29 protein-coding genes and 1 tRNA gene are annotated in these 24,559 nt (G+C 53.6%); 29 read left to right on the forward strand and 1 reads right to left on the reverse strand.

What is annotated here, in order from left to right; all coding sequences use genetic code 11:
* Positions 1-47: 47 nt before the first annotated feature.
* Complete coding sequence (locus GSF01_RS08770) at positions 48-641, forward strand: CPBP family intramembrane glutamic endopeptidase (RefSeq protein ID WP_159882950.1); 594 nt, start codon at positions 48-50, stop codon at positions 639-641.
* Between the two features lie 176 nt (positions 642-817).
* On the opposite strand, the gene GSF01_RS08775 is transcribed toward GSF01_RS08770, so the two are convergent.
* Positions 818-1,741, reverse strand: a complete 924-nt coding sequence (locus GSF01_RS08775) for a polysaccharide deacetylase family protein (RefSeq protein WP_159882952.1) — start codon at positions 1,739-1,741, stop codon at positions 818-820.
* A gap of 137 nt (positions 1,742-1,878) precedes the next feature.
* On the opposite strand from GSF01_RS08775, the gene GSF01_RS08780 reads away from it, so the two are divergent.
* The 28 genes from GSF01_RS08780 to GSF01_RS08915 all read left to right on the forward strand — a co-directional run bounded on the left by GSF01_RS08780 (position 1,879) and on the right by GSF01_RS08915 (position 24,540).
* Entirely contained in the window at positions 1,879-2,241 is a 363-nt protein-coding gene (locus tag GSF01_RS08780; RefSeq protein WP_159882954.1) for a hypothetical protein, read from the forward strand.
* A gap of 306 nt (positions 2,242-2,547) precedes the next feature.
* Positions 2,548-3,153 (forward strand): genetic competence negative regulator, encoded by a 606-nt coding sequence (locus GSF01_RS08785; RefSeq protein ID WP_159882956.1) that lies wholly within the window; start codon positions 2,548-2,550, stop codon positions 3,151-3,153.
* A gap of 108 nt (positions 3,154-3,261) precedes the next feature.
* Entirely contained in the window at positions 3,262-4,818 is a 1,557-nt protein-coding gene (locus GSF01_RS08790; protein WP_235941362.1) for a DnaB-like helicase C-terminal domain-containing protein, read from the forward strand.
* Between the two features lie 89 nt (positions 4,819-4,907).
* Positions 4,908-5,600 (forward strand): glutamic-type intramembrane protease PrsW, encoded by a 693-nt coding sequence (gene prsW / locus GSF01_RS08795; RefSeq protein ID WP_159883304.1) that lies wholly within the window; start codon positions 4,908-4,910, stop codon positions 5,598-5,600.
* Between the two features lie 408 nt (positions 5,601-6,008).
* A complete protein-coding gene (gene ypeB / locus GSF01_RS08800; RefSeq protein WP_159882960.1) occupies positions 6,009-7,373 on the forward strand; it encodes a germination protein YpeB in 1,365 nt (454 codons plus the stop codon).
* Between the two features lie 235 nt (positions 7,374-7,608).
* On the forward strand, positions 7,609-8,262 hold the full coding sequence (locus tag GSF01_RS08805; protein WP_159882962.1) for a flagellar brake protein: 654 nt from the start codon (positions 7,609-7,611) through the stop codon (positions 8,260-8,262).
* 73 nt (positions 8,263-8,335) lie between these two features.
* The gene (locus GSF01_RS08810) at positions 8,336-8,554 is read left to right on the forward strand and encodes a hypothetical protein (RefSeq protein WP_159882964.1); all 219 of its coding nucleotides are present in this window, start codon (positions 8,336-8,338) and stop codon (positions 8,552-8,554) included.
* A 143-nt stretch (positions 8,555-8,697) separates the two neighbouring features.
* The gene (gene cmk / locus GSF01_RS08815) at positions 8,698-9,378 is read left to right on the forward strand and encodes a (d)CMP kinase (protein WP_159882966.1); all 681 of its coding nucleotides are present in this window, start codon (positions 8,698-8,700) and stop codon (positions 9,376-9,378) included.
* A 3-nt stretch (positions 9,379-9,381) separates the two neighbouring features.
* On the forward strand, positions 9,382-9,966 hold the full coding sequence (locus tag GSF01_RS08820) for a lysophospholipid acyltransferase family protein (RefSeq protein WP_159882968.1): 585 nt from the start codon (positions 9,382-9,384) through the stop codon (positions 9,964-9,966).
* Between the two features lie 92 nt (positions 9,967-10,058).
* Positions 10,059-11,291 carry a 30S ribosomal protein S1 gene (rpsA, locus tag GSF01_RS08825; protein WP_159882970.1) on the forward strand — a complete coding sequence of 411 codons (1,233 nt, stop codon included), beginning with the start codon at positions 10,059-10,061 and terminating at the stop codon, positions 11,289-11,291.
* 46 nt (positions 11,292-11,337) lie between these two features.
* The gene (gene fni / locus GSF01_RS08830; RefSeq protein ID WP_201305348.1) at positions 11,338-12,411 is read left to right on the forward strand and encodes a type 2 isopentenyl-diphosphate Delta-isomerase; all 1,074 of its coding nucleotides are present in this window, start codon (positions 11,338-11,340) and stop codon (positions 12,409-12,411) included.
* A 64-nt stretch (positions 12,412-12,475) separates the two neighbouring features.
* Entirely contained in the window at positions 12,476-13,105 is a 630-nt protein-coding gene (locus GSF01_RS08835; RefSeq protein ID WP_159882974.1) for a YphA family membrane protein, read from the forward strand.
* Between the two features lie 104 nt (positions 13,106-13,209).
* Positions 13,210-14,532 carry a ribosome biogenesis GTPase Der gene (der, locus tag GSF01_RS08840; protein ID WP_159882976.1) on the forward strand — a complete coding sequence of 441 codons (1,323 nt, stop codon included), beginning with the start codon at positions 13,210-13,212 and terminating at the stop codon, positions 14,530-14,532.
* Positions 14,533-14,546: 14 nt separating this feature from the next.
* Positions 14,547-15,146, forward strand: a complete 600-nt coding sequence (gene plsY, locus GSF01_RS08845) for a glycerol-3-phosphate 1-O-acyltransferase PlsY (RefSeq protein WP_159882978.1) — start codon at positions 14,547-14,549, stop codon at positions 15,144-15,146.
* Between the two features lie 31 nt (positions 15,147-15,177).
* Positions 15,178-16,227 (forward strand): NAD(P)H-dependent glycerol-3-phosphate dehydrogenase, encoded by a 1,050-nt coding sequence (locus tag GSF01_RS08850; RefSeq protein WP_159882980.1) that lies wholly within the window; start codon positions 15,178-15,180, stop codon positions 16,225-16,227.
* 121 nt (positions 16,228-16,348) lie between these two features.
* On the forward strand, positions 16,349-16,612 hold the full coding sequence (locus GSF01_RS08855) for a stage VI sporulation protein F (protein ID WP_159883306.1): 264 nt from the start codon (positions 16,349-16,351) through the stop codon (positions 16,610-16,612).
* Between the two features lie 104 nt (positions 16,613-16,716).
* Positions 16,717-16,896 (forward strand): DUF2768 family protein, encoded by a 180-nt coding sequence (locus GSF01_RS08860; protein WP_159882982.1) that lies wholly within the window; start codon positions 16,717-16,719, stop codon positions 16,894-16,896.
* Between the two features lie 18 nt (positions 16,897-16,914).
* Positions 16,915-17,208: a 2Fe-2S iron-sulfur cluster-binding protein gene (locus tag GSF01_RS08865; protein ID WP_159882984.1), complete on the forward strand. Its 294-nt coding sequence runs from the start codon at positions 16,915-16,917 to the stop codon at positions 17,206-17,208.
* Between the two features lie 334 nt (positions 17,209-17,542).
* The gene (locus GSF01_RS08870) at positions 17,543-18,172 is read left to right on the forward strand and encodes a nucleotidyltransferase domain-containing protein (protein ID WP_159882986.1); all 630 of its coding nucleotides are present in this window, start codon (positions 17,543-17,545) and stop codon (positions 18,170-18,172) included.
* Positions 18,156-18,509: a 2Fe-2S iron-sulfur cluster-binding protein gene (locus GSF01_RS08875; protein ID WP_159882988.1), complete on the forward strand. Its 354-nt coding sequence runs from the start codon at positions 18,156-18,158 to the stop codon at positions 18,507-18,509. Before GSF01_RS08870 ends, GSF01_RS08875 begins: the two co-directional genes overlap by 17 nt.
* Positions 18,506-19,231, forward strand: coding sequence for a DUF3939 domain-containing protein (locus GSF01_RS08880; RefSeq protein ID WP_235941363.1), 726 nt, complete (start codon positions 18,506-18,508; stop codon positions 19,229-19,231). The genes GSF01_RS08875 and GSF01_RS08880 overlap by 4 nt, the downstream gene beginning before the upstream one ends.
* Positions 19,232-19,571: 340 nt before the next feature.
* The gene (gene spoIVA, locus GSF01_RS08885; RefSeq protein ID WP_159882990.1) at positions 19,572-21,050 is read left to right on the forward strand and encodes a stage IV sporulation protein A; all 1,479 of its coding nucleotides are present in this window, start codon (positions 19,572-19,574) and stop codon (positions 21,048-21,050) included.
* A gap of 194 nt (positions 21,051-21,244) precedes the next feature.
* On the forward strand, positions 21,245-21,517 hold the full coding sequence (locus GSF01_RS08890) for an HU family DNA-binding protein (RefSeq protein ID WP_072327675.1): 273 nt from the start codon (positions 21,245-21,247) through the stop codon (positions 21,515-21,517).
* 164 nt (positions 21,518-21,681) lie between these two features.
* Positions 21,682-21,755: transfer RNA gene (locus GSF01_RS08895), tRNA-Pro, on the forward strand.
* A 142-nt stretch (positions 21,756-21,897) separates the two neighbouring features.
* Positions 21,898-22,119 carry a trp RNA-binding attenuation protein MtrB gene (gene mtrB / locus GSF01_RS08900; RefSeq protein ID WP_159882992.1) on the forward strand — a complete coding sequence of 74 codons (222 nt, stop codon included), beginning with the start codon at positions 21,898-21,900 and terminating at the stop codon, positions 22,117-22,119.
* Between the two features lie 163 nt (positions 22,120-22,282).
* The gene (locus GSF01_RS08905) at positions 22,283-22,816 is read left to right on the forward strand and encodes a hypothetical protein (RefSeq protein WP_159883310.1); all 534 of its coding nucleotides are present in this window, start codon (positions 22,283-22,285) and stop codon (positions 22,814-22,816) included.
* A gap of 97 nt (positions 22,817-22,913) precedes the next feature.
* Positions 22,914-23,792 carry a heptaprenyl diphosphate synthase component 1 gene (locus GSF01_RS08910; RefSeq protein WP_159882994.1) on the forward strand — a complete coding sequence of 293 codons (879 nt, stop codon included), beginning with the start codon at positions 22,914-22,916 and terminating at the stop codon, positions 23,790-23,792.
* Positions 23,793-23,802: 10 nt separating this feature from the next.
* On the forward strand, positions 23,803-24,540 hold the full coding sequence (locus tag GSF01_RS08915; RefSeq protein ID WP_159882996.1) for a demethylmenaquinone methyltransferase: 738 nt from the start codon (positions 23,803-23,805) through the stop codon (positions 24,538-24,540).
* Positions 24,541-24,559: the final 19 nt, after the last annotated feature.

Below are 24,559 nucleotides of genomic sequence, written 5' to 3' on the forward strand. Positions count from 1 at the left end.
ATTCTATGCAGCTAGTATAGGCGAATTTGTCGAAAAAGGGAATCTTCATGAAAAAATTTAACTTCAAGCAATTCAAATTCCATCGCGTTCGCGCCGATGAATTGACGGACCGCTTGCTGGTCCTCAATCTGTATGTGACCCAAGCCGTAGTGCTGCTTATAGCCGCTGTTATCCTATGGTTTCAAAAGCCGAACCTCCCGTCCTTATTTTCGCTGGAGCCGGCCTGGCCCATCGTCTTGTGGGGAGCCGTGTTTGCCGCCGTGGTTCTCGTCGTGGACTTGCTTATCTCGCAATGGGTCCCTCCTGAGGTCGCAGATGACGGCGGAATCAACGAAATGCTGTTTGGAAGCCGTCCGCTTTGGCATATAGCCGTCATGTCGCTTGTGGTAGCCGTCTGCGAGGAACTGCTGTTTCGCGGCGCGATCCAGGCAAGCTGGGGGCCGTATTGGACGAGCATCTTGTTCGCGGCCATCCACTTCCGGTATCTGCAGCACTGGTTAATGACCGGGCTTGTGTTCGGCATCAGCTATGGGCTTGGCTGGATATATATCCAGACGGGCTCGCTCTGGACGCCGATCCTTGCTCACTTTCTCATCGATTTTGTGATGGGGTGCATCCTACGATACAGGAGAGAGACTTAAGATGAATGCCAAACGCTTGCAGGAAGAACCCACGATCGCGCGGCCTTCGGGCAGGGAGGAGGTCCCCCTGCCCGAGGATCATTACCTGCCGCCGCGGAGATCGGTGCATCCAACCGAGAAAGAAAAATGGCTACGTATCTTTTATCGGTCGCTGCTCTGGATTTTTATACTGCTTGTTACGGGGCTTTTGCTGTGGGGGTGGAGGAGGCTGTATCCGTAAGCTCGATCGCATCCGGATCTACGAAGCCGTAGCCCTTCTCCTCCAGCTGCGTTAGCAGCTTGTCTAGCGCTTCGACGGTCCAAGGCAGCTCATGCATAAGAATGTTGCTGCCGGCGTGCAGCTGTTCCATGACGTTCGCAGCGACCTGATCCGAGCTGTGATTTTTGGTCGACATCTCCCAATCCTTCGATCCGTTGGACCATGTCATATACAGCATATTCTCTTCTTTGGCTTTGGCCCGGACAAGATCGCTGCCGGAGCCATGGGGAGGACGGAAAAATGACGGAGCCTTGCCAATGAGCTCCTCGACCGCTTTCTGAACGTCGGCCAGCTGCTGGTCGACTTTTTCTTTGTTTTCCTTCTTCAGGTCGATATGGTCCCAAGAGTGGTTGCCGATCGTCTGTCCGCGGTCGTGCAGGAGCTTGACGATATCGGGCTTCTGCTTGATCCGGTAACCGTTCAGAAAAAAGATCGCCTTCGCCTTATGCTTATCCAGCGTATCCAGCATAGCTTTGTTCATTTCCATATCCTTAGGCCCGTCGTCAAAGGTAAGCAGGACGACCTTTTTCGGATGCTTGTCCGGGTCGATCGGTACGATATCGTACGTCTTGGGATTCATCCTGTACGTTTTGGCCGCTGGCTGAGGCTCCTGTGCCGGCGGCGCTTCAGCCTGAGGAGGCTTCGAAGCGGAAGGGACGGATGGAGAAGGCGCAGTCTGAACATCCGCCGGTTTCTCGCCCGTGCCGGATGGCGGTGAAGTCCGGGCCGGCGGGGGCTGAGGCTGAACCGCAGCAGGCTCTCCCGGAGAAGCCTGACAGGCTGTAACAGCCGCGGCCACCAGCAGGGCGGCCGGGAGTGTCATCCATTTGTTCGTAATCATCGCTTGTGTCAGCTCCTTTGCTGGGAAGTCGCCCGAATCGGACCGCCGAAAGCGGCCCTTCCTGATTTTATCATGTATGGCGGCTGGTTACCTAGCGGAAAATAGATTACGAATACCAAGAGGATGGAGGGATAGCTATGAAGATGAGTACTTTCCTGTTAGGCGGGGTTGTCGGGGCGGCTGCGGCAATATACTTGACGAAACGGGCGAAACCGATGCTTTTCTCCGCGCTCTCGAGCAATGAGGCATCATCTGGATTGCTGCACAGCGGCCTGGGCCGTTCGGGCAAACATGCAGACACCCAGTCAGCTGGCGGACTGGCTGGAGCCAGCTCGAAAAAAGCTTCTTCCGACAGCCTGCAGCTTGGAATCGACGGATTGGGGAAGGTCGAGGAGATCATCCGGAAGGATCCGAAACTGAAGGAAGCGGTGGACGAGATTATTGCTGGCTCCGCAGAGACTGCAGGCAAAGAGCAGAATAAAGAGCAGCACGCGCACTGATGCGGGAATCGTCGGCGATCCAGACGCAGAAGGCAACTCCTAGGGGGAGGCCTTCTGCGTTTTTTCGTCCGTCCAAGGGGGAACTGGCGGATTTTTTGACTATAAGCCTTTTTTCGGCGGGGAAGCGTTCTTTTCTTGCAGGAATGTGATATAATAGTCGTAACATGGAATACAAGCTGTTGCTCGGGGGCTCAGCCCTTGCTCTGCTTGCATAACGGTTAGCGCCGCTGCGGCTGCTCCCGCGGCACACCTTTGTAAACCAAACTTCATAAGCTGTTAATACAGTCGGCAAGGGAGGAATCCAGTATGAAAATGGAGCGTTTAAGTCAGGACAAGATACGGATTTTCCTCACATTCGATGACTTAACAGAGCGCGGCATTCAAAAGGATGACATGTGGCGGGAAATTCCCAAAGTTCATGAGCTGTTTAGCGAGATGATGGATCAGGCTTACATGGAACTTGGATTTGATGCCAGCGGTCCGCTCGCTGTTGAAGTTCTTGCCATGCCGGCACAAGGGATGATGGTTATCGTCACCCGGGGTAAGATGAACTTCAATTCCGGTGAAGACACCTTGGAAGACGAACTTGATGAAGAAGTGTACGAGCTGGAACTGACGCTCGAAGAAACGGATCAGGTCACTTATGCGTTCAACGACTTCGAGGATTTGCTTCGTCTTGCCAAAGTCATGGAGCCAATGCTTACGGACGGCGGAACGTTGTATGCATATAAGAACAAGTGGATCTTGCTGCTTGATGCCGAATCGATGGATGAGAAAAAACTGCAGGCGGTCGTGGCCGTATTGTCCGAATATGGAGAAGCGACTTCCGTAACTCATGCAGTACTTGAAGAATACGGCAAGACCGTTATTGCCGAGAACGCGGTCGGAACGCTTTGCGCCAAATTTCAGTAAGTGCGTTAGCGGGTGAAGTCGTTTCCGTGCATACGATATACAGGGTAAAGCATTCGCAAAAACGATTCGTTTTTGAGGAATGCTTTTTTTGCGGAGAGGAGCATGGATATGACGGGAATGAACAGAAGCGCGGCGAAACCTTCGTTTGACCTGGAAGAGCTGGTCGCGCATTACCAGAAGCAGCTGACGGGAGAAGCGCTGCACTACTTGCAGCGCAGAGGGATCGAGCAAGAGACTGCGGAGCAGTATCGCATTGGATTTGAGGCGGGAAAGATCGGTTTTTATGTGCAGACAGGCAAGATAGGGGGATACTTTCAAAATCGGGTCATCATCCCTATCGTGGATAAACAAGGTCTGCCGATCGATCTGATCGGGCGATCCATCGACAACAGGGATCCGAAGTATAAAGCGTTAGTCGGGGAAGAGGACTATTTGTTTAACGAGTCGGTCCTGGAGCAGACGGAGGATGTGGTGCTCTGCGGCGGTGTGTTCGATGTGCTGAGTCTGGCGCAAGCTCGCCTGCCTGCGGTATGCCCGCCGGTCTGGATGACGTTTAAGGAAACGCATGTAGAGAAGCTCAGACATAAGCGGGTGTTCGTATGCTTGGGCAATGACGAGCTGGGGCGCCGCGAAAGCTCGCGGGTCCAGGAGCTTCTCCAGGGAATCAGCAAGGAAACGTTTATCGTTAACCTGCCTGAATCCATCAAGGACGTGAACGATTTTTTCGTGCGCGTGCAGAATCCTTTGGACACCTTCATCCAACTGCTCAATGAAACGATGGAGGAATCGCTTCTGCTGCCGATTTCGCCCGATGTCAAGCATATTACCGCTTATACGGAAGAATATATGAAGCGGTATCGCGGTCAGTCCACAGGGATTCCGACCGGGTTCGATTCGCTGGACCATGCCTTGTTCGGGGGACTTCGTACCGGACTTTATTATATAACGGGCTGCGCCTCTTCGGGGAAGACGATGCTTATGAAGCAGATGGCCGATGAGATCGCCTCCAGGCAAATTCCTGTCGTCTATGTCTCCTGGGACATGACGGCATTCGAGCTTTGGGCGCGCAGTATCGCGCGTCTGATCGGTACGGAGCCGCAGCTCGTGCTGAGCGGCAAGGCTTCGCCCGAGGACGTGAGCCGGGCCAATAAGCAGTATGTGCACATCAGCAAATGGATGTGGACCATCGAATGCACGCTGGAGACGGCGATGGACCGGGTGTTTGCAACGATCGAACGAATTGCGGGCATTGCGGGCCGAACGCCGGTCGTGTTCATCGACCATCTGAACCGCATCCCGACGACGGGCTTGCAGCGGCAGCCCCAGTCGGTGGCTGAGCATCAGACGATGCTTGCCTATGTATTAAAGCAATGGTCCCGGGAGAATGACGCTCCCGTCATTACCGCTATACCCATCGATCTTGGCGTCGAGAAACTGCCCGAAGGGGCGGAGGCTTCGGCTGATGTCGTTCTTTCGCTTACGCAAGGACGTACGGAGGGGACCGTGGAGGACGACAGCGAGAATCCCTGCTTGCTCCAATTGGTCAAGCACCGTAACGGCTCCCTAGCCTCCATACCGCTGCGTTTCCTTCACTGCGAAGCCCGCTTCGAAGCGATGGAGGCTGAGTCTGCCGGTGAAGTTGGCGCAGAATCCGAGGGAGCTTGAAGCTAGCGCAAATTGTCGAATTAAGGCATGGCACATCCGTTCGAATAGGTCTATAATGAAGATATGACATGGATTAGGAGGGAAAGCACCTGAGCATACTCACACTATTAATCACTGCCGTTGCGCCGGGTGCTGCCCTGCTGTCCTATTTTTATCTCAAGGACCGGTATGATCCGGAGCCCATCTCGCTGGTGCTGCGGCAGTTTTTTTTGGGATTGCTGATCGTTTTTCCAGTCATGGTCTTGCAGAATGCATTTGTTCAAGGCTTTGGCGACCATCCCCTTGTTTTTGCCTTTATCTCCTCTTCATTGCCTGAAGAATTTATGAAATGGTTTATCGTCTACTTCGTGATCTACAAGCATACGACTTTCGACGAGCCCTATGACGGCATTGTATACGCGGTAGCGGCCTCGCTCGGCTTTGCCACGCTGGAGAATGTGCTTTATGCGCTGCTGAACTCCATGGATTTCACCACACTGCTTATGCGGGCTTTTCTTCCCGTGTCCGGTCACGCGATGTTCGGCGTTATGATGGGCTATCATTTCGGCCAGGCGAAGTTTGATCCGGCAGGATCCCACAAGCAGCTGGCCATGGCTTTTGTGCTGCCGTTTTTCTGGCACGGGGTGTTTGACTACACGCTATTTGTCGCCAAAGGCTACTGGCTTTGGATCATGGGTCCGCTAATGGCCTACCTCTGGCTCCGGAGTTTATGGAAGGTTAAGCGGGCCAACGCGAGATCCCCGCTCCGCATGGTCACTCGCGAGGATCGGGTTAAAATTTAATAAGGCTGTCCATAATGGGGATATCCCATCCTGTTAGGAAACGAAAGGAGCCTTATGAACGTCGTCCAAACTCGTATTAAGGTGAAAATTCGATGCAAAAGCTGCGGTGAGAAGTTTACACTGAAGGGGCGTATGGACAAAGGAAAGATCGATACGGGCTTCAAGCGCTGCATTTGCGATAACGAGCAAGATTTTGACATTGAAACGAATGAACTCTAGTTTGCTCCGAAAGGCCGTCCCGCTGGGATGGCTTTTTTGCCTAGAGAACCTCTCGGATGCCCGGAGCTTGTCCATGGCGGCAATGAAACGAACAATTTTCTTTCGCGGCATCGCATCTTGTGCATAAAGGAACTGCCTTCAAGCGCAAACTAAGCCCAACAATGGCTGAAGAAGGGAGCTTTATTGCACATGTACAAAAGACTGAGCGTTATTATGTTTCCGATTCTGCTGGTCGCTTTGATTGGAACCGGGTTATGGGGGTATATGGAGCATCAAGAGAAAAATTCGGTATTAATCAAGGCGGAAAATCAGTATCAACGGGCTTTTCACGACTTATCGTTCCACGTCGGCAAGCTGCATAACGAGCTAGGCAACACGCTGGCGGTGAATGCAACCTCGCAGGATGCCTATAAAAAAGGGCTGATCAACGTATGGCGCATTACGAGTCAAGCTCAAAATGAAATTAGCCAGCTGCCGTTAACTCTCCTTCCCTTCAACAAGACGGAAGAGTTTCTGGCCAATATCTCGAACTTTGCTTATCGGGCTGCGGTAAGGGATCTAAGCAAGCAGCCTCTCTCGCAAGACGAGATGAAGACGCTCCGTACGCTTTATGAGCATTCCACTCAGATTAACAAGGACCTGAGGCAGGTACAATCGACGGTCATGGCGCAAAATCTTCGTTGGATGGATGTCGAGCTGGCGCTTGCCACGCAGAAGGAGCCTCAGGATAACGCCATTATCGACGGCTTCACCTCGATGGATAAGAAAGTCAGCGAATATCCCGAGATCGACTGGAGCCCTGCCGTCATGAGCATGAATCAAAGCCTTAAGCGTAATATGACGATGCTCAGCGGCAACGAGGTAACGGCAGACGAGATCAAAATGAAGGCAGCGCAGTTCCTCGGCGCAATCGATCCGAGCGTCATCCAAGTCGTAGAGAACGGGACGGGTACACCGTATCAGTCCTATAGCGCTTTTGTTCCGAAGGAAGGAACGCAGGACGGCGCACACCTCGACTATTCGAAAAAAGGCGGACAACTCCTGTGGTACAATGAAGCCCGGGATGTGAAGTCCAAGCAGCTCGATCTGCGGCAGGCGCGCGATATCGCCGCGCAATTTCTGGACGATCACGGTTATGACGGCATGACGGCCGTCAGCTATGACGAGTACAGCAATGTGGCCGATATTACTTTTGCCTCGCGAAACCAGGACGTGATCAATTACCTGGAGAAGGTCGCAGTTAAGGTTGCGCTGGATAACGGCGAGGTTACCGGACTGGAAGCGAGGGATTACGTATATGACAAGAAGGAGCGTCAACTGGCCGCGCCGAAGCTGACGGAGGAGGAAGCCAAGAAGACGCTGAGTCCGGAATTCAAAGCGGAAAGTGTACGAAAAGCTTTAATCCGCAACGATGTTGAGGAAGAGGTGCAATGCTATCAGGTTGTTGGACGAGTGAACGGCGGGCTTTACAGCATCTACGTGAATGCCGATAGCGGAGCCCATGAGAAGATCGACCGTATAAGCGAGGAAGAGGCGCAGGTTTCCCGAACCTGACGGCCAATAGCCAAGCCGCATAAAGCTATTCCCGAAGAATCCGCAGCAGACGCTGCGGATTCTTCGGCGTACGGGGGCTGCTGAGCCAAGGCTGGTCCCGCTTGCCTTCTGCAGGGGGCAGACGGATTTGGCGTCAAGGACAAATTTACCTTTCCATATCGGGGGGGCATGTTATAATAGAAGGGTATGTATAGTTCTAAAGTCTGTTAACGATTCTGTCAGGGGGTTGCCGAGCTTGCTTCCAAAGGTCAATACTATTTTACATATACAGGTGAACTCCATCGACGAGGAGGAAGCCAGACAGGAGTACAAGTCGCGTATCGCCGACATTACGGATGACCATATCAGCATGGAGGTTCCGATCCATGAGACGTCAGGGCGTCTCAAGCGGCTGTATCCGGGGGATGAGTTATCCATCTACTTCCTTACGGACGGCGGGGTCAAAAATTATTTTAGCTCCTCCGTGTTCGGTTTTAATGATGATGTGATCCGCCTCGTTCAGATTAAGAAGCCGAATCCCGAATCGATCACCAAAGTCCAGCGCCGCAGCTTCCTCCGGGTGCCCGCCGAATTAGAGCTAGCTGTCCGCCTCAGCGATAATTATCAATTTGTCGCGATGACCGATGACGTGGGAGGCGGGGGGATATCGTTTCTCTGCGAAGGCTCCATACCGGTCGGAGAGGGACAAGCGGTTGGCTGCTGGCTGCTGCTGCCGTTCAAGAGCGGAGTAATCGAGCATGTACCGTTCAAGAGCGAAATCGTACGTGTCAAGAAGCTGGAGACCGGCCGTCAGCAGGTCATGCTCCGTTTCACGGAGATCGGCGAAGGAGACCGGCAGAAGGTGATCCGGTATTGCTTCGAGAGACAATTCGACTTCCGTAAAAAATAAGTCCGGTGGAATAATTTCCCTCCCCTCTTGGGCACACTACGCGCAGCCTGAGAGCCGGAGGGGGAGCCATAGCATGATACGAAAGAACCAGGAAGAGAACGATACCGGGTACGAGGAGCTCTTTATCCGATTTTCCCGCCAAGTCGAGAAAGCAGGGGCTGTTCTGCTCGTCGTCTTCCTCGCGGGGCTGATTATTTCCCAGGCGCTGCTGCGTATTCCGGAGGTCCGCGAGCGGCTAGTCAAAGTCGAAAGACTCGAAGGACAGCCTTATCGGCAGGGGGCAAAGCCCTAGAGCTGGTGAGGGCTGCACCGAAGGTTTGGACGCAGTCTTTTGCATTCTTTGAGATACCTATGGTATAATTTTCATCGTTCAAGGCCTCGGCCTGTTTTTTTCAGATTGCTCGTCCGTTTTCATTGAGGTAAGGAGGCCGCAACTTGGAGAAGTTTAACATCGCAATCGACGGTCCGGCAGGCGCTGGCAAGAGTACGATCGCCCGATTGGTGGCGGGGGCTCTCGGGTTCGTGTACGTGGATACGGGAGCTATGTACAGGGCGATTACCTGGAGGATTCTAGAGGAAGGCCTTCAACCGGATCAAACGGAGGAAATGATCTCTCTGACACAGCAGACCGAAATCCGCCTTGCTCCTGGGCAGAACGGACAAGCCGTGTATGTCGACGGGCGAGAAGTAACGGGCATGATTCGCTCACCTGAAGTTACGGGTAATGTATCACGTATATCGGCGATCGCCGGCATCCGGGCGGTACTGACCCGCAAGCAGAAGGAAATGGCGGCAAGCCTGGGCATCGTCATGGACGGTCGCGATATTGGGAGCCATGTCCTTCCGGATGCGGAAGTGAAGGTATTCCTTACGGCGAGCGTCAGTATCCGGGCGGAGCGGCGCTTGAAAGAGATCCGCGATTCCCAGCCGGACGTTACGCTGGAGCAGTTGATGACTGACATTGCCGAGCGCGATCGCATGGACGAGCAGCGCGAAGCTTCCCCGCTTGTCAGAGCGCCCGACGCCGTCCTGATCGACACGAGCGACATGACGATCGACGATGTGGTTCGTCGCATTCTGGAGCTGGCGGGCAGCCGAGTCGGTGGAGGGAAATAAGTTATGTTGTATCGCTTTTTTCGCGGCATGTTTCGGATGATGTTCGCCTTGATGTTCCGCGTTCGCGCGGAAGGGCAGGAGCATATTCCCGCCTCGGGTGGTGTGGTGCTCTGTGCCAACCATACGAGCAACTGGGATCCTCCCATGCTGGGAAGCCCACTGGAACGCAAGGTCCATTATATGGCCAAGGCTGAATTGTTCCAGCTGCCCGTTCTCAAGCAGGTACTGCCCCGGATCGGTGCATTTCCTGTCAAACGCGGCGGCGTCAGCAAGGAGTCCATCCGCTTATCGCTGCAGCTTCTGAAAAGCGGCGAGATCATCGGTGTTTTTCCCGAGGGTACCCGCAGCAATGCAGGCGGTATGGGCAAAAAAGGTGCGGCCAGTCTCGCGATCAAATCAGGAGCAACCGTCATACCTGCGGCAATTATCGGCAATTATTCCTTATTCCGTCCGATGAAAATCGTCTATGGTCCTCCGGTCGATTTGAGCGAGTTTGCGGATGCCGGCTCTGAAGGCCTCGAGCAGGCAACCGATAAGATTATGGGCACGATTCGACAGATGCTTCGCGATCACGCATCGAACCTGTGAAATGGTGGCATACTGTAGAAAATGAGGAAACAAGCTTTTTTTATTAAATAAACCATTACCTGTCGTTTAGGTCGCTAAGGAGGAAATTAATCATGTCTGAAGAAATCAAAGTAGACCAAGAGCTTCAAGAGGAACAAACTGCCGAGGTGTCCCAAGAGGAATCGATGGCCAACGTTAACATCCTTAAAAAGGGTGATATCGTGAAGGGCAAGGTCATCAAGGTCGAAGCGGATCAAGCAGTCGTCGATGTAGGCTACAAATATGACGGCGTCGTTCCGCTTCGCGAGCTGTCGTCCGTGTCGCTTGACAATGCGGGCGAGAGTGTCGAGATCGGTCAGGAGATCGAATTGAAGGTTCTGCAAATCAATGATCACAAGGAAACGCTTGTTTTGTCCAAGAAAGCGATCCAAGGTGAAAAGGCTTGGGAAAAGCTTGCCGCCGACATGGAGAACAAAACGATTCTGGAGGCTAAAGTGGCCGAGGTCGTTAAGGGCGGACTTGTCGTCGATGTAGGCTTGCGCGGTTTTGTGCCGGCTTCGATGGTCGAGCGCAACTTCGTAGAAGATTTCAGCGATTACAAAGGCCGTACGCTTCGTCTTCGCGTCAAGGAAATGGATAAAGAGAAAAATAAAGTCATCCTTTCCCAAAAGGATGTTCTGGACGAAGAGTTCGAAGCCAAGAAGCAGGAAGTTCTGGGCCAATTGAGCGTCGGTCAAGAATTGACCGGTACGGTTCAACGGTTGACGCAATTCGGCGCGTTCGTCGATATCGGCGGCGTAGACGGTCTTGTTCATATTTCCGAGATGGCTTGGCATCATGTTGAGACTCCTTCCGAAGTAGTCAAGGAAGGCGATCAAGTCAAGGTTCAAGTGTTGAAGGTTGATCCGGCTAACGAGCGTATCTCCCTCAGCATCAAGGCAACGCAACCAGGACCCTGGCAGCAAGTGGCCGAGAATATCAATATCGGCGATATCGTAACCGGTACGGTAAAGCGTCTTGTTCAATTCGGAGCTTTCATCGAAGTGGCTCCTGGCGTAGAAGGTCTTGTGCATATTTCCCAAATCTCGCACCGTCACATCGGCACTCCGCATGAAGTGCTGAAGGAAGGTCAAGAGGTTCAAGTAAAGGTGCTGGATGTGAATCCAAGCGAAAAACGCGTCTCCTTGAGCATCAAGGAAACCGAAGAAGCTCCTGCCCGCGAGCCGAAGCAAGAGCGTGAGCGTGCGCCTAGACGGGAAAGAGAATCCGTATCCCATGAAGAGATGCAAGGCCTGAACCTGACGCTCGGAGAGCGCTTTGGCGACAAGCTGAGCAAGTTTAAATAAGCATTGTCTATGAAATGAGGGAACCAGGGTGCGCATTCCACGGAAGATGGAGCATGTCCATCATGCTCTACAGCTTGGTCAAAGCGGGCTTCACGGCTTGGACGATGTCAAGCTCATTCCCAATTGCCTCCCCGGCACTTCGACGGAACATATCGCAATATCTACCCAGATCGGCGAACTCTCCTTGAGTTCGCCGATTATTATTAATGCGATGACGGGCGGAGCAAGGGAGACGGAAGAAATTAACCGGGAGCTGGCCGTAGCGGCCCGGGAAACGGGACTCGCGATGGCCGTAGGCTCCCAAATGTCGGCTATTAAAAACCCCGAGGTAGCCTCAAGCTACCGGGTCGTTCGGGAAATAAACCCCGATGGCTTCATCTTCGGCAATCTGGGCAGCGAAGCTACTACGGAGCAGGCAGAGTGTGCGGTCGAGATGATCGGGGCCGATGCTCTGCAAATTCATCTGAATGTGATGCAGGAGCTGATCATGCCGGAAGGAGACCGGGACTTTACTGGCATGCTAGGCCGCATACGGCGCATCGTAGAGACGGTCGGAGTGCCCGTCATTGTGAAGGAAGTCGGCTTCGGGATGGCACGTGAGAGCGCAGAAGCGCTGCGGGAAGCAGGCGTCCGGATTATTGACGTCGGAGGCGCTGGCGGGACGAATTTTGCCGCTATCGAGAATGCACGCCGCGTAACGCCGCTCGATTGGCTGAATGACTGGGGGGCTAACACCGCCATTTCTCTTCTTGAAGTGCTGCAGGCCGCGCAAGGGGCAGACGGCTTCGGTGCCGATAAAAAGGTTGCTGTCATCGCGACGGGAGGCATCGATCGAGCGCTGGATATTGCCAAATCGCTTGTATTAGGCGCTTCGGCTGTAGGCATGGCCGGTGCTATGCTGCGGGTTCAGCGGCAGGAAGGGACGCCCGCTCTGATAGCCTATATTCGGGCCTTGCATCAAGATCTCCGCTTGGTCATGACAGCGCTTGGAGCTGAGGATCTCGAGTCCTTGCGCCGTGTCCCTGTTGTGATTCGCGGAGAAACCGCCGAATGGTGTATCGCTCGCGGAATTGACCTTCAGCGATTGGCGAACCGGGACGGCTACATCTATTCTTCATAAAAAGACAAACGGAAAGCCATACTAAGGAAAAAGAGAGGACAAGCTTTTTCCGAGGTGAACGCGAATGATGAATGCAGGTTATATTTCCTTATTGCTAGCAGTCATTGCTCTGATTCTATTCGCCAGCGGCTGGAAGGACGTCCTGTTAAGAGGTATCACTCCTACGAGTCTACTTCTTTTTTTTGCATCCTGGGCCGTTCTGCTCCGTGTTGAAGTAGGTTGGGGCGGACTGCGTATCTCCGGCTCGGCCTTCGTTTTTTTGCTTTTGTTTGTCTATGTGCTGTCTAGGGCAAGAGGAGTACTGCTGAGGCTTCATCTGGCGTCGGTTTCGCTGCTGCTGGGAGCTCTGTATTTTTTTATGACGGAAATGCTCCACCTGATGCCTTCGTTGATCGTCTGGAATGTCCCCCTCACGATCTCGCTTCTGATCGGATTGCTGGGTGCGATGCTGCTCCGTTCACCGGCACTCCAACTGGCTGCAGTAGCGGGAGGCTTGCTGATCGGGGAAGGCCTTGCTCTGTACACGCATCGGAGTGAAGGGCCTGCCATGCTGGGAACGGCAGCCTTGGTCGACTTGTGGTGGCTTAGCGCCTTCATTGTCAGAGGGGGAGCGTTAATGCTGGAGACGGTAGTTGGCGGCCTTCGCCGGGCATTGCGCGTCCTTAACGAGACGCTGCGCAAGGAAAGCGATTGAGTCGGCGTTGGTTTACTTGCGTGCATTCGTTTGATATAATATGTTGTTGACATTGCACCAAGATTTGGATCGATTGATGCGTTTTCGCGAAGGGAATGAAGTTCATGGCAAGGCCAATAGTGGCGATTGTCGGCCGACCGAACGTGGGGAAGTCGACGATATTCAACCGGATTATCGGCGACAAGCTGGCTATCGTAGAAGATAAACCGGGAGTTACCCGGGACCGTTTGTACGGCCGGGGGGAGTGGCTGGACCGCGAGTTCAGCATCATCGATACCGGGGGTATCGAGATTGAGGGCGAAGACCAGATCATGCGTTCCGTCCGCATGCAGGCTGAACTCGCTATCGAAGAAGCGGATGTTATCGTCTTTATGGTAGATGCGAAGGCGGGTGTCACTCCGTCGGACAGCGAAGTGGCGGAGATGCTCTTCCGGGCTAAAAAGCCTGTTATCATCGCTGCCAACAAAGTTGATAACTTGAGCAGGGTAGACGATATTTACGAGTTTTACAGCCTGGGCTTCGGCGAGGTTGTGGGGATTTCGGGCTCGCATGGCACCGGGATCGGCGATTTGCTGGAGGCGGTGACCGCTCACTTCCCGGAAACGACGGAAGATGAGTATGGGGAAGATGTCATTAAGGTCGCGCTGATCGGAAGGCCGAATGTCGGTAAGTCGTCCCTGGTCAATGCGCTGCTCGGCGAGGAGCGCGTCATCGTGAGCGATGTGGCAGGCACAACCCGCGATGCGATCGATACGCCTTTCGAGAAGGACGGGCAGAAGTATGTCATTATCGATACGGCAGGCATGCGCAAGCGGGGCAAGGTATATGAGAACACCGAGAAGTACAGCGTGATGCGCGCGATGAAGGCTATCGAGCGGGCGGATGTCGTCCTGGTTGTCTTCAACGGCGAAGAGGGCATTATCGAACAGGATAAGCATATTGCCGGATACGCCCATGAAGCGGGCAAGGCGGCTATTTTTGTCGTGAACAAATGGGATATCGTAGAAAAAGACGATAAGACGATGCACCAGTTCACTCAAAAAATCCGCGATCATTTTCTGTTCATGACCTACGCGCCGGTCACATACCTATCGGCCAAAACCAAAGTCAAGCTGCACAAGCTGCTGCCGATGGTGAACCATGTAGCGGAGCAGCATGCACTGCGCGTACCGACTCATGTGCTTAACGAGATTATTTCCGATGCGGTCGCCATCAACCCGCCACCGACCGATAAAGGCAGACGTATGCGCATCAATTACGCGACTCAGGTATCGGTTAAGCCGCCCACGATAGTATTGTTCGTGAATGACCCGGAGCTGATGCATTTCTCCTATGAGCGGTACTTGGAGAACAAGATCAGATCTGCGTTCAGCTTTGAAGGCACGCCGTTACGCATCTTTACCCGACGTAAATCAGAGGACGATTGACAGGAGTGGCGCTTGTGTGGGCTTGGAGTTCACTAATTATCGGTTATTTGCTTGGTTCGATCAGTTTCAGTTTTTTGGCCGGGAAGCTCCTGAAGGGCATCGACATCCGGCAGCATGGCAGCGGGAACGCCGGCGCGACCAACACGCTGAGGGTGCTCGGCAAGGGTCCGGGAATCGCGGTGCTGCTGCTTGATGTCCTGAAGGGCGTTGCGGCTGTCTGGCTCGGATATTTGCTTAGCGGAGGAGAGACGCTCTTTCTGGTATTATCCGGCATCAGCGTCATCGTCGGTCACAACTGGCCGGTATTCTTCGGCTTTCGCGGCGGCAAGGGGATCGCGACAACGATCGGCGTCATGGTCTCCGTTGCGTTTCTTCCCGCGCTGCTGGCGGGGATCGCCGCGATTCTTTCGATCGTATGGACACGTTATGTTTCCCTGGGTTCTCTTCTGTTTACCGCACTCTTGCCTTTATTTATTTGGCTGATGGGGCGCCCAGTGGAAATATTGTGGCTGAGCTTGCTTCTGTTCGCCTTCGCCTTGTTCCGCCACCGCAGCAACATCGTGAAGCTGTTTAAAGGACAGGAGAACAAGCTTGGCAGTAAACGGCAAGCCTGAACTCAATATACCCGAAAGGGGGATCTCGCCTATGGCACAAGCTTCGAAAACAGCCGTACTGGTAGCTGGAAGCTGGGGGACGGCGATCGCCTCGGTATTGGCCGAGAATGGTCGGGAGGTCGCCCTGTGGACCAGAAACGCGGAGCAGGTACGTGAAATTAACGAGAGTCACCGAAACGGGCGTTTCTTGAACGATGCGGTGCTAGCCGATTCTATCCGGGCTACGTCGGATATGAAGGAAGCGGTAGAGGGCGCGGAAGCCGTCATCGTCGTTGCGCCTTCGGCGGCTATGCGGGCGATAGCGGGACAATTAAGACCGTATCTGGATAAAGAAACGCTTCTTATCCATGCGACCAAAGGCTTCGAATCAGGCACGCTCAAGCGGATGAGCGAGGTGTTAGCTGATGAGCTGCCGGAGCTTGACGCTAGCCGACTCGTCGTTCTGTCGGGCCCGAGTCACGCGGAGGAGGTAATCCGGCAGTGTCCGACTACGGTCGTCGTTGCCTCTCTGGATAAGGATGCGGCCGAGCAGGCCCAGGACCTGCTGATTAACAACAGCTTCCGCGTCTATACAAATCCCGATGTCATCGGTGTGGAAGTCGGCGGAGCCCTGAAGAATATCATCGCACTTGGCGCCGGTCTATCGGATGGACTCGGCTTCGGAGACAACGCGAAGGCGGCGCTTCTAACACGCGGCCTGGCCGAAATCGCTCGTCTCGGCACGGCCATGGGAGCGAACCCGCTGACCTTTGCCGGGCTGGCGGGCATCGGCGATCTGGTCGTTACTTGTACGAGCCAGCACAGCCGCAACTGGCGGGCCGGTTCCATGCTGGCGCAAGGGCTTGCCCTGGATGAGGTGCTGGCGCGGATGGGCATGGTCGTAGAGGGCGTGAAGACGACACAGGCGGCGCACAAGCTTGCCGAGCGGTACGGCATCGTCATGCCGATTACGGCGGAGCTGCATCAGGTGCTGTTCGACGGCAAGACCCCGCGCGAGGCTGTTGAGGACTTGATGGGCCGCGGACGCACGCATGAAATCGAGGAAATCGCCGATTCTTCACAAACAGGTTGGTTTCGTTAGGGCGCTCGCCTATACGGCTAAACGCCAACATACATATAATACCTCAGACTGCTTACTTAGTCGGACAGACGGCTGAGTGGCGTATCCAGTCTGAGGAGGTAGTGACGTGTCCAACAAAAATATGTCCAAAGACGTATTGAGCGTCGTAAAAAAGAAAACCGGGAAAAGCGTTTCCGAGAAGGACATTCATAAGCTGGCTAGCGGCGTAAAGCCTTCCACGATGCAAAGCGACGCACAGCTTAGACAACTGATCAAGCAAGTGGCGGGGCTGGTCAATGCTCCCGTGTCGGAGCAGACGATGAATGAGCTCATATCCGCGATTAAGAGCAGCAAGATGAACACGGCCAACATGGAGCAGCTGATGAAGATGATCATGAAAAAGTAACACTTCGACGGCACAAGCGTGCGGATGCGGCGCTTGTGCTTTTTTTATGTTATGATGGAATCTGAAGTTTTTGGATGAAGGTATAGTGGAGGTTGAGGGAAAGTATGTCGTCTTTGGATAAGATGTGGGCATCCTTTGTGGCGATCGGGCTGATGATTGTGGCATCGCTGCTGATCACGTATGCGCGAACGCGTACGAAGGGAGTTACCCGGATCATATTGTCGATTCTGGCGTTTATTTTATTTATTCCTATTCTCATTTATATGATGGCATCCATGCTGTAGGAAGGAAGGCGCGCATTTATGATTACGTTAAAGGGACGCAGTATCCAGAAGACGGTAGAGCCAGAGATCGGCTTGACTATTCTGGATCTGGCCATCAAGCATAAAGTGGACTGGAGCTTCTCCTGCACGCGCGGTACATGCTCCCGCTGTCGCTGTATCGTCACTGAGGGAGGAGAGCATCTGAAGGGCCCGACAGTTGCGGAGCTTGATAATTTGGAGCCGGAAGAGTTTGAGCAGGGCCTCCGGCTTGGCTGTCAGGCCGAGCTTAGGTCGGCGGGCAGCGTTACAGCCACGCTCAAGCCTTTTTTCTAAAGGAAGTAAGGAGGCTGTCGATTCATTGTGGACGGCAGCGCAGTTAAGTAAAGGCTGATCGTAACGGACACCACAGTCGCTATTCCACAAAAATGAGACCTGTTCAAATTGAAACGGACACAGACGACCTTACTTACGTCAAAACCGCATAGAATGGGCGGAAATGCACCAAATAGCGTCATCTGAGTCCGTTAGATTTTCAATATCGCGAAAATGATGCAAATAGAGACTCTGAGGTCCGTTAGCGAAAGCAGAACGTTTCAACTCAGTTACTCACAATGAATCGACAGCCTCGTAAGGATTGCAAGCGAATTTTTAGAATGAGGATGAGACGGTGAACATAGACAAAAAGATATCGATGTCGAAGCGGGGCGAATCGGCCTTGCGCATCCTCGAAGAGACGCTCAGGCCGCTCGGGGCTGTTTGGGCTGTTGGCGGAAGTACAGGCCTGCTTCTGCAGGGCGTACAGCTGTCGGCCGAGCCCCGGGATCTCGACCTTTACGCAGATGAGGACGACGCGAGGAAGGTCCATGCCGCCTTGCGCGCATATGCCCTGGACGTGCAGGAAAGAAATGAAACATCCGTCTACCGTTCCCTGCTAAGTCATTATGAGATAGACGGAGTGTGTGTGGAGCTGGTCGGCGCATTTGAGGTTCGTGCGCTCGGTAGCGAGTATCGGGTAGACACCCGATACCTGACGGAGTCGGCAGTCAGGGGGCCTGGGCCGGAAGGCGGCGGCAAGGTTAAGCTGATGCCGCTTGTCCATGAGCTGATATTCAACGTTCTGCGCAAACGACCGGATCGTTACGAGGCGGTGGCTGCCCTATGCCGGCAAACTGATCGTCAGTCCCATCGGACGCTGCTTGGTGAACTGGCTGCCCGCAACCGGCTATCCGAGCCTGTTCTTCACCGGCTGTATGAGCTGCTGGACCGAGAGGAGGACGGAGATGGCAGCAGAGATTAGATTTATGCCGGGCGCCGTCACGGTACAAGCCAAGCCGGGCACGACCCTGCTTGATGCGGCCAGAAGGGGAAAGGTACCGGTGCGCACCCGATGCGGCGGTAAAGCTGCCTGTTTGATGTGCAAGGTGCAAATTGCGTCCGATGCGCAGCAAGGACTTGCGCCGATGAATACCAATGAACGGCTGAAGCTCGGATCGTTAGCCGAGGAGGGGTACCGGCTGGCTTGTCAGGCCAAGGTTAACGGGACGGCCGCCGTCTCGGTCACCGTGCCGGAGGACCCCCTTAAAAGCGCCGTGCGTCGGCAGCTCGAGCGCCAGCAGGAGGAGGAATGGCCATGATGAAAGGATGGAAGCGGCTGAGCGCTATGCTTGTGCTTCTGTGTTTACTCGCAGGCTGTATGTATCCGAACGAGCTCCGTAAGGAGAATCAGCTGGCCAGCGGCGAGTATGTGATGGTCGTGCAGAATGCCATAGACCAATATAAGTCGAAAACCGGCGTACTGCCGATTAAAAACAGCGAGGAATCGACCCCTCTGTACGAAAAATATCCGATTGATTTCAAGAAGCTTCAAGGCAAATACTTGAGCGCGGTACCGGCCAATGCATTCGAGAGCGGCGGGACGGCTACCTATGTGCTCGTCGATGTGGAAACGAAGCCCACGGTCAAGATGCTGGACCTGACCTCGTTCCAGCAAACCCTTGATATCCAGCAGGCCGTCAATGCCTACATGTCGAAGCATTCTTCGCTGCCGATCGGCGAGCCTGTTGCCCAAGGCTTTCACACGATCGATTTTGTGAAGCTTAACCGCAAGCCGGCGGATGTACGCAGTGTGTACACGCCTCAGGTCAGACTGCCCTTCCTTCTGCACGACTCCGGCACAGTAACCATCGATTACTCGCCTGAGATCATGCGCTTGATCGACAGGAAGCAGCTTCAGTCGAAGCTGACGGCCGGACAGGATTTGCGTGCATTGCTTGTGGAGGAATCGTATTTCGTGCCCGCCAGGTCGTTCGGTTACCGGTGGAACAACGGTCAGCCTGAGCCCATTACGGCGCCTTAAAGCCCTATCAGAAGCCCTGCAAGCCCCTATCGCCTGATATTCAGGCGGCAGGGGCTGTTCTTATTTTCCAAAGCCCGAATAACGGCCTCTGGCGCGGCATATATTTGTCGAGGATGAACTGCCGTGCCTAAGCCCCGATACCGGGAATCTCAGCGGTCTGCCGTTTGCCGGAAGCATTCTCAGCATGCTCGTATTTTTTGCAGGCGGAAAGCGGCTTTATAAGGAGTGGGGTCAAATATTTTATGCGCCGATCATCATATTTTTGTCCGCCATACATATATTTGTACTAGTCCGAGGCATGTACGAGTTTCGTTTTAACAACCTGTAGGAGGGATTCTCATTGGAAAAAGTGGATATCTTTAAGGACATTGCAGAGCGTACTGGCGGGGATATTTACCTGGGGGTCGTTGGAGCGGTCCGTACGGGGAAATCAACGTTCATCAAGCGCTTTATGGAATCGATTGTTTTGCCGAATATCCAGAATGAAGCGGATCGCATCCGGGCTACCGACGAGCTGCCGCAGAGCGCGGCCGGGCGCACGATTATGACGACGGAGCCGAAATTCGTACCGAACAACGCCGTTCAGCTGCATGTGGCCGAAGGGCTTAACGTGAATGTGCGGCTGGTCGATTGCGTCGGCTATGTCGTAGAAGGCGCTAAAGGCTACGAGGATGAAAGCGGCCCGCGGATGATCAACACGCCCTGGTTCGACGAAGCGATCCCGTTTCAGGAAGCCGCCGAAATCGGCACGCGCAAGGTCATCCAGGAGCATGCGACACTGGGTGTCGTGATTACGACGGACGGTTCTATCGCGGAAATTCCGCGCGTTTCCTATATTGATGCCGAAGACCGTATTATTAACGAGCTCAAAGAGGTCGGCAAGCCTTTTATCGTCATCGTCAATTCCACCAAGCCGCAAAGCGAGGCGGCTCAGGATCTTCGCAGGGAGCTGCAGGTGAAGCATGATGTGCCTGTCGTGACGGTAAGCGTCGCGAATATGGGAGAGGATGATTTCACCTCTGTGCTGCGCGAGGTGCTCTATGAGTTCCCCGTGCATGAAGTCAACGTGAATTTGCCGAGCTGGGTGATGGTGCTTCAGGAAAATCACTGGCTTCGCTCCAACTTTGAAAATTCTGTGCGGGATACCGTGCAGGACATTCGCCGTCTTCGCGATGTGGACCGGGTCGTCAGCAGCTTCGAGGAGTATGAATTCATAGACAGGGCGGCACTCGCAGGGATGAACATGGGTCAGGGCGTGGCGGAGATCGACCTGTATGCGCCCGATGAGCTGTATGACGGCATCCTGCAGGAAGTGGTCGGCGTTGAAATACGAGGCAAGGACCATTTGCTTCAGCTGATGCAGGAATTCACCCATGCCAAGCGCGAATACGATCACTTTGCGGAAGCGCTCGAAATGGTCAAAACGACAGGCTACGGCATCGCCCCGCCGACGCTTGCCGAGATGGCGCTGGATGAGCCCGAGCTGATCCGTCAAGGCTCCCGCTTCGGCGTCCGGCTGAAGGCGACGGCTCCTTCTATCCATATGATCCGGGTCGATGTGGAGTCGGAATTTTCCCCGATTATCGGGACGGAAAAGCAGAGCGAGGAGCTTGTGCGATATCTGATGCAGGATTTCGAGGACAACCCGCTAAAAATTTGGGATTCCGATATCTTCGGCCGCTCGCTGCATTCCATCGTTCGGGAAGGCATCCAGGGCAAGCTGGCGATGATGCCGGACAATGCCCGTTACAAGCTTCAGGAAACGCTTGGCCGAATCATCAACGAAGGGTCCGGGGGCTTAATTGCCATTATTTTGTAAGCAATCGGACAAAATACGACGAAAAATGTGCCCTTTTGGGCGCATTTTTTGCATTTTTACTTGAAAAGTCTGAACTCCTGTATTACTATAAGGTTGATTTGCTGAAGAAACTCACATGGGATGTATATTTTGCCTGTAAACAGTGAACAAAGGAAATAAAGACTTATCGTATGCTGTGGGGGGAGGTGAATGGCATGAATAAATCCGATCTGATCAATAAAGTTGCTGAGACCAGCGAGCTTTCCAAGAAAGACGCAACCAAAGCCGTTGAAGCGGTTTTCGAAGCGATCTCCGAGGCTCTCCAAGGCGGCGACAAAGTGCAACTCGTTGGCTTCGGAAACTTCGAAGTTCGCGAACGTTCCGCCCGTAAAGGCCGTAACCCGCAAACCGGCGAGGAAATCGAAATCCCTTCGAGCAAAATCCCTGCTTTCAAGCCAGGTAAAGCGCTTCGCGACGGTATCCAATAAGATTAGCCGGCCTTGTCTTCTACATAAGACGACCCGTATTCGAACAGAAACTACGACAACAAGCGTCTGAATCTTCGATTCAGGCGTTTTATTATGAATCGTCGCGCATAAGGGTATTGCAGGCCACAGGGCCGCATGCTATAATAACAAAACCGAATGGTCATCGGGGTATGGCGCAGCCTGGTAGCGCGCACCCTTGGGGTGGGTGAGGTCGCACGTTCGAATCGTGTTACTCCGAGTTAGCTTTTTTCAGAAAACCACTGGTTTGCGTTTAGTGCGCACTGGTGGTTTTTCTCTATGGCCTCTAGAGGTTGACATCCCTTTCATTTTTCGTCATGATTAAGATTAAATTCAATTGTTGGGCTGGAGGTCATACGGCTATGGATACAAGCCAAAACGAATATTTCGTTATCAAGGCTATGGAGAATGGGGTTCAGGTCATCGGCTTGACGCGCGGGCAGGATACGCGTTTTCATCATACGGAGAAGTTGGATAAAGGCGAGATTATGATCGCACAGTTTACCGACCATACCTCAGCGGTTAAAATTCGCGGCAAAGCGGTGGTCATGACGAAGTTCGGCACGGTAGAGACGCAGGAATAATTTTCTTTGGCAGAGGCAGGCATAGCCTGCTTTTTTTCGTTGTACAATGATAACAGACAGGCCAAGGGCTCATCAGCCCGGCCGCATGCAAAGAACGCCTGCGGCATCAGCCGGTCGCACTTCCCTTGAGGTTGGCAAATGGGTCAAGGAGGAACGCGCCGTGATGAATTGGATCCCCCGTTTGGTTGTCATGACCCTGCTCTCTGCCGGTTTAGCCATCAGCTTGTCCTATCTGCTTAAGCTCGATGAAGACGCTGCGGCCTTCCGCATGAATAAGCCGGTGCAAGTGACGGAAGCGAACATCGTCGACGTGGTGTCTCGCATGCCGCTGCATCTGCGCATACGCAGCGTGGAAGTGAGCCGCACCTATGTGGCGATCGACCTGATCGCCGTCACCACGACCGATGCCGGAGATACGATACGCGATGTCTACGAGATTCCCAGATCCTTATTCGCCGCCTCCACCAATATTAACCAGGTCTTCGTAAGGGTCCTGGATGCTTCCCGCGGCCAGGAAAGCGGAGCTCAGCTGCTGGTGGCTGCGGACGCCAGACGCGACAAAGCGGCGGAGGGCGAGGAGGGTCTTCGTCCTGTCGGGGTGGAGGAGATCCAGGCCTATCTCGATTCGCATTACCGCATGACTTACACGCCCGTGTGGAAGGAGCGGCACCTCAAGTCCAAAAATGAAAAACTGTAAGAAATGACAGTCAGGGCAGAATGCGAAACGAAATTGTTTATGCTATAATGATTTGGATTGAATGGCAGGATTTTTTGTAAGGTTCGGAGGCTTACATATGACTACTTACCGAATACCCGAATTGGCTCGGCCGTATATCGAATACGATATGATTCGGAAGCACACCGATTTGCCCGGATTCCCGGATTTTCGCGCCCGTTTGCTGCATGCTTTCCTGGGCAAGTACAGTACGCTTTCCGGACACCGTGAACTGTATACGCTGGTCACGAGCCTCGTTCAGCTCGGTCTCGATACGCATGACACGGTAAGCATTACGAATGACGACAAGGAGATGAAGGCGGCGCGCGCAAGGCAGCTCAAGGTGCTTGCAGGCGATTACTTCAGCAGCCGTTTTTATTATCTGCTTTCCCAGGCGGGACATATCGAGCTGATCCGGGTTTTATCGGGCGCGATATGCGAAGCGAATCGATTGAAGATGAATTTGTACCTGCTGATGAAGCAGTTCAAATTAACCGCTGAGGAATATATAAAGCAATCGGTTGAGGTGAAAACCAGACTGTTCCTGTCGTTCGACGGAATTCTGGAAACACAGATAGGCCCGATCTGGGCAGAGCTGCTTGAGCTGTTTACGCGCTGCGAGGTGCTCCTGCAAGAGATTGTGCGCTCCGAATCTTCCCAGCACTATCGGGAGAGCTGGGGCTTTTGGCATGTGCTGCAGTGGGGGACGAAGGAAGAAAAGAAAATGCTTCAGCACGAAGAACCCGATCATGCGAAGCTCAGGTCGCTTTGGCTGAAATATAAAGTGACCTCGCAGCTTTATCAGATGCTCGAGGCTTGTACGAAGGAACTGCAGGATAGACTTCAAGCGTTTGAGCCGGACCAGTGGGGCAAGGAGCTTCTCTCCATAGGGGAGCCGTTCCGCAGCTACTTATCGGACAGGCGCGATACGTCAAGCAGAGCCATACTGGAAATATGAGGTGACATGGATGGACACCAAGACCAAGGAACAATTCGTTCATTCCGTATTCGAGAGCATCGCTCCCAAATATGACTTGATGAACGACATCATAAGCTTTCGCCGGCATAAAGCCTGGCGGGAGTTTACGATGCGCAAGATGAATGTTCAGCCAGGGGAGACGGCGATCGATCTTTGCTGCGGCACCTGCGACTGGACGATCAGTCTGGCGGAGGCCAGCCGCTCGGGGAAGATGGTAGGTCTCGATTTCAGTCAAAATATGCTGGACATTGGGGCAGAGAAAATCGGCAGACTCGGGCTGGACAAGCAGATCAGCCTGGTGCGCGGCAATGCGATGGACTTGCCGTATGAGGCTAATTCCTTCGACTATGCGACCATCGGCTTTGCCCTGCGCAACGTGCCCGATCTCGTGAAGGTAATCGAAGAGATGCAGCGGGTCGTTAAGCCCGGAGGCATGGTCGTATCGCTGGAGCTGTCGAAGCCGACCTGGCAGCCTTTCAAGTCGCTGTATTATTTTTACTTCCAGAAAGTACTTCCTTTGCTGGGCAAGCTTATCGCGAAGAAGTACGATCAGTATAAATGGCTTCCGGAATCGCTTGTCCATTTTCCAGACCACAAGCAGCTTGCGGACATTTTCCGTTCGACGGGCCTAACTGACGTACGCGTGTATCCGCTATTCAGCGGTATCGCCGCCCTTCATATAGGGTTCAAGCCGAAGGCTGCAGACGGGCATACAGGAGAATGGTAATCAAGGGAGAATGAGCATC

Source organism: Paenibacillus puerhi, assembly GCF_009846885.1.
GTDB lineage: Bacteria > Bacillota > Bacilli > Paenibacillales > NBRC-103111 > Paenibacillus_G > Paenibacillus_G puerhi.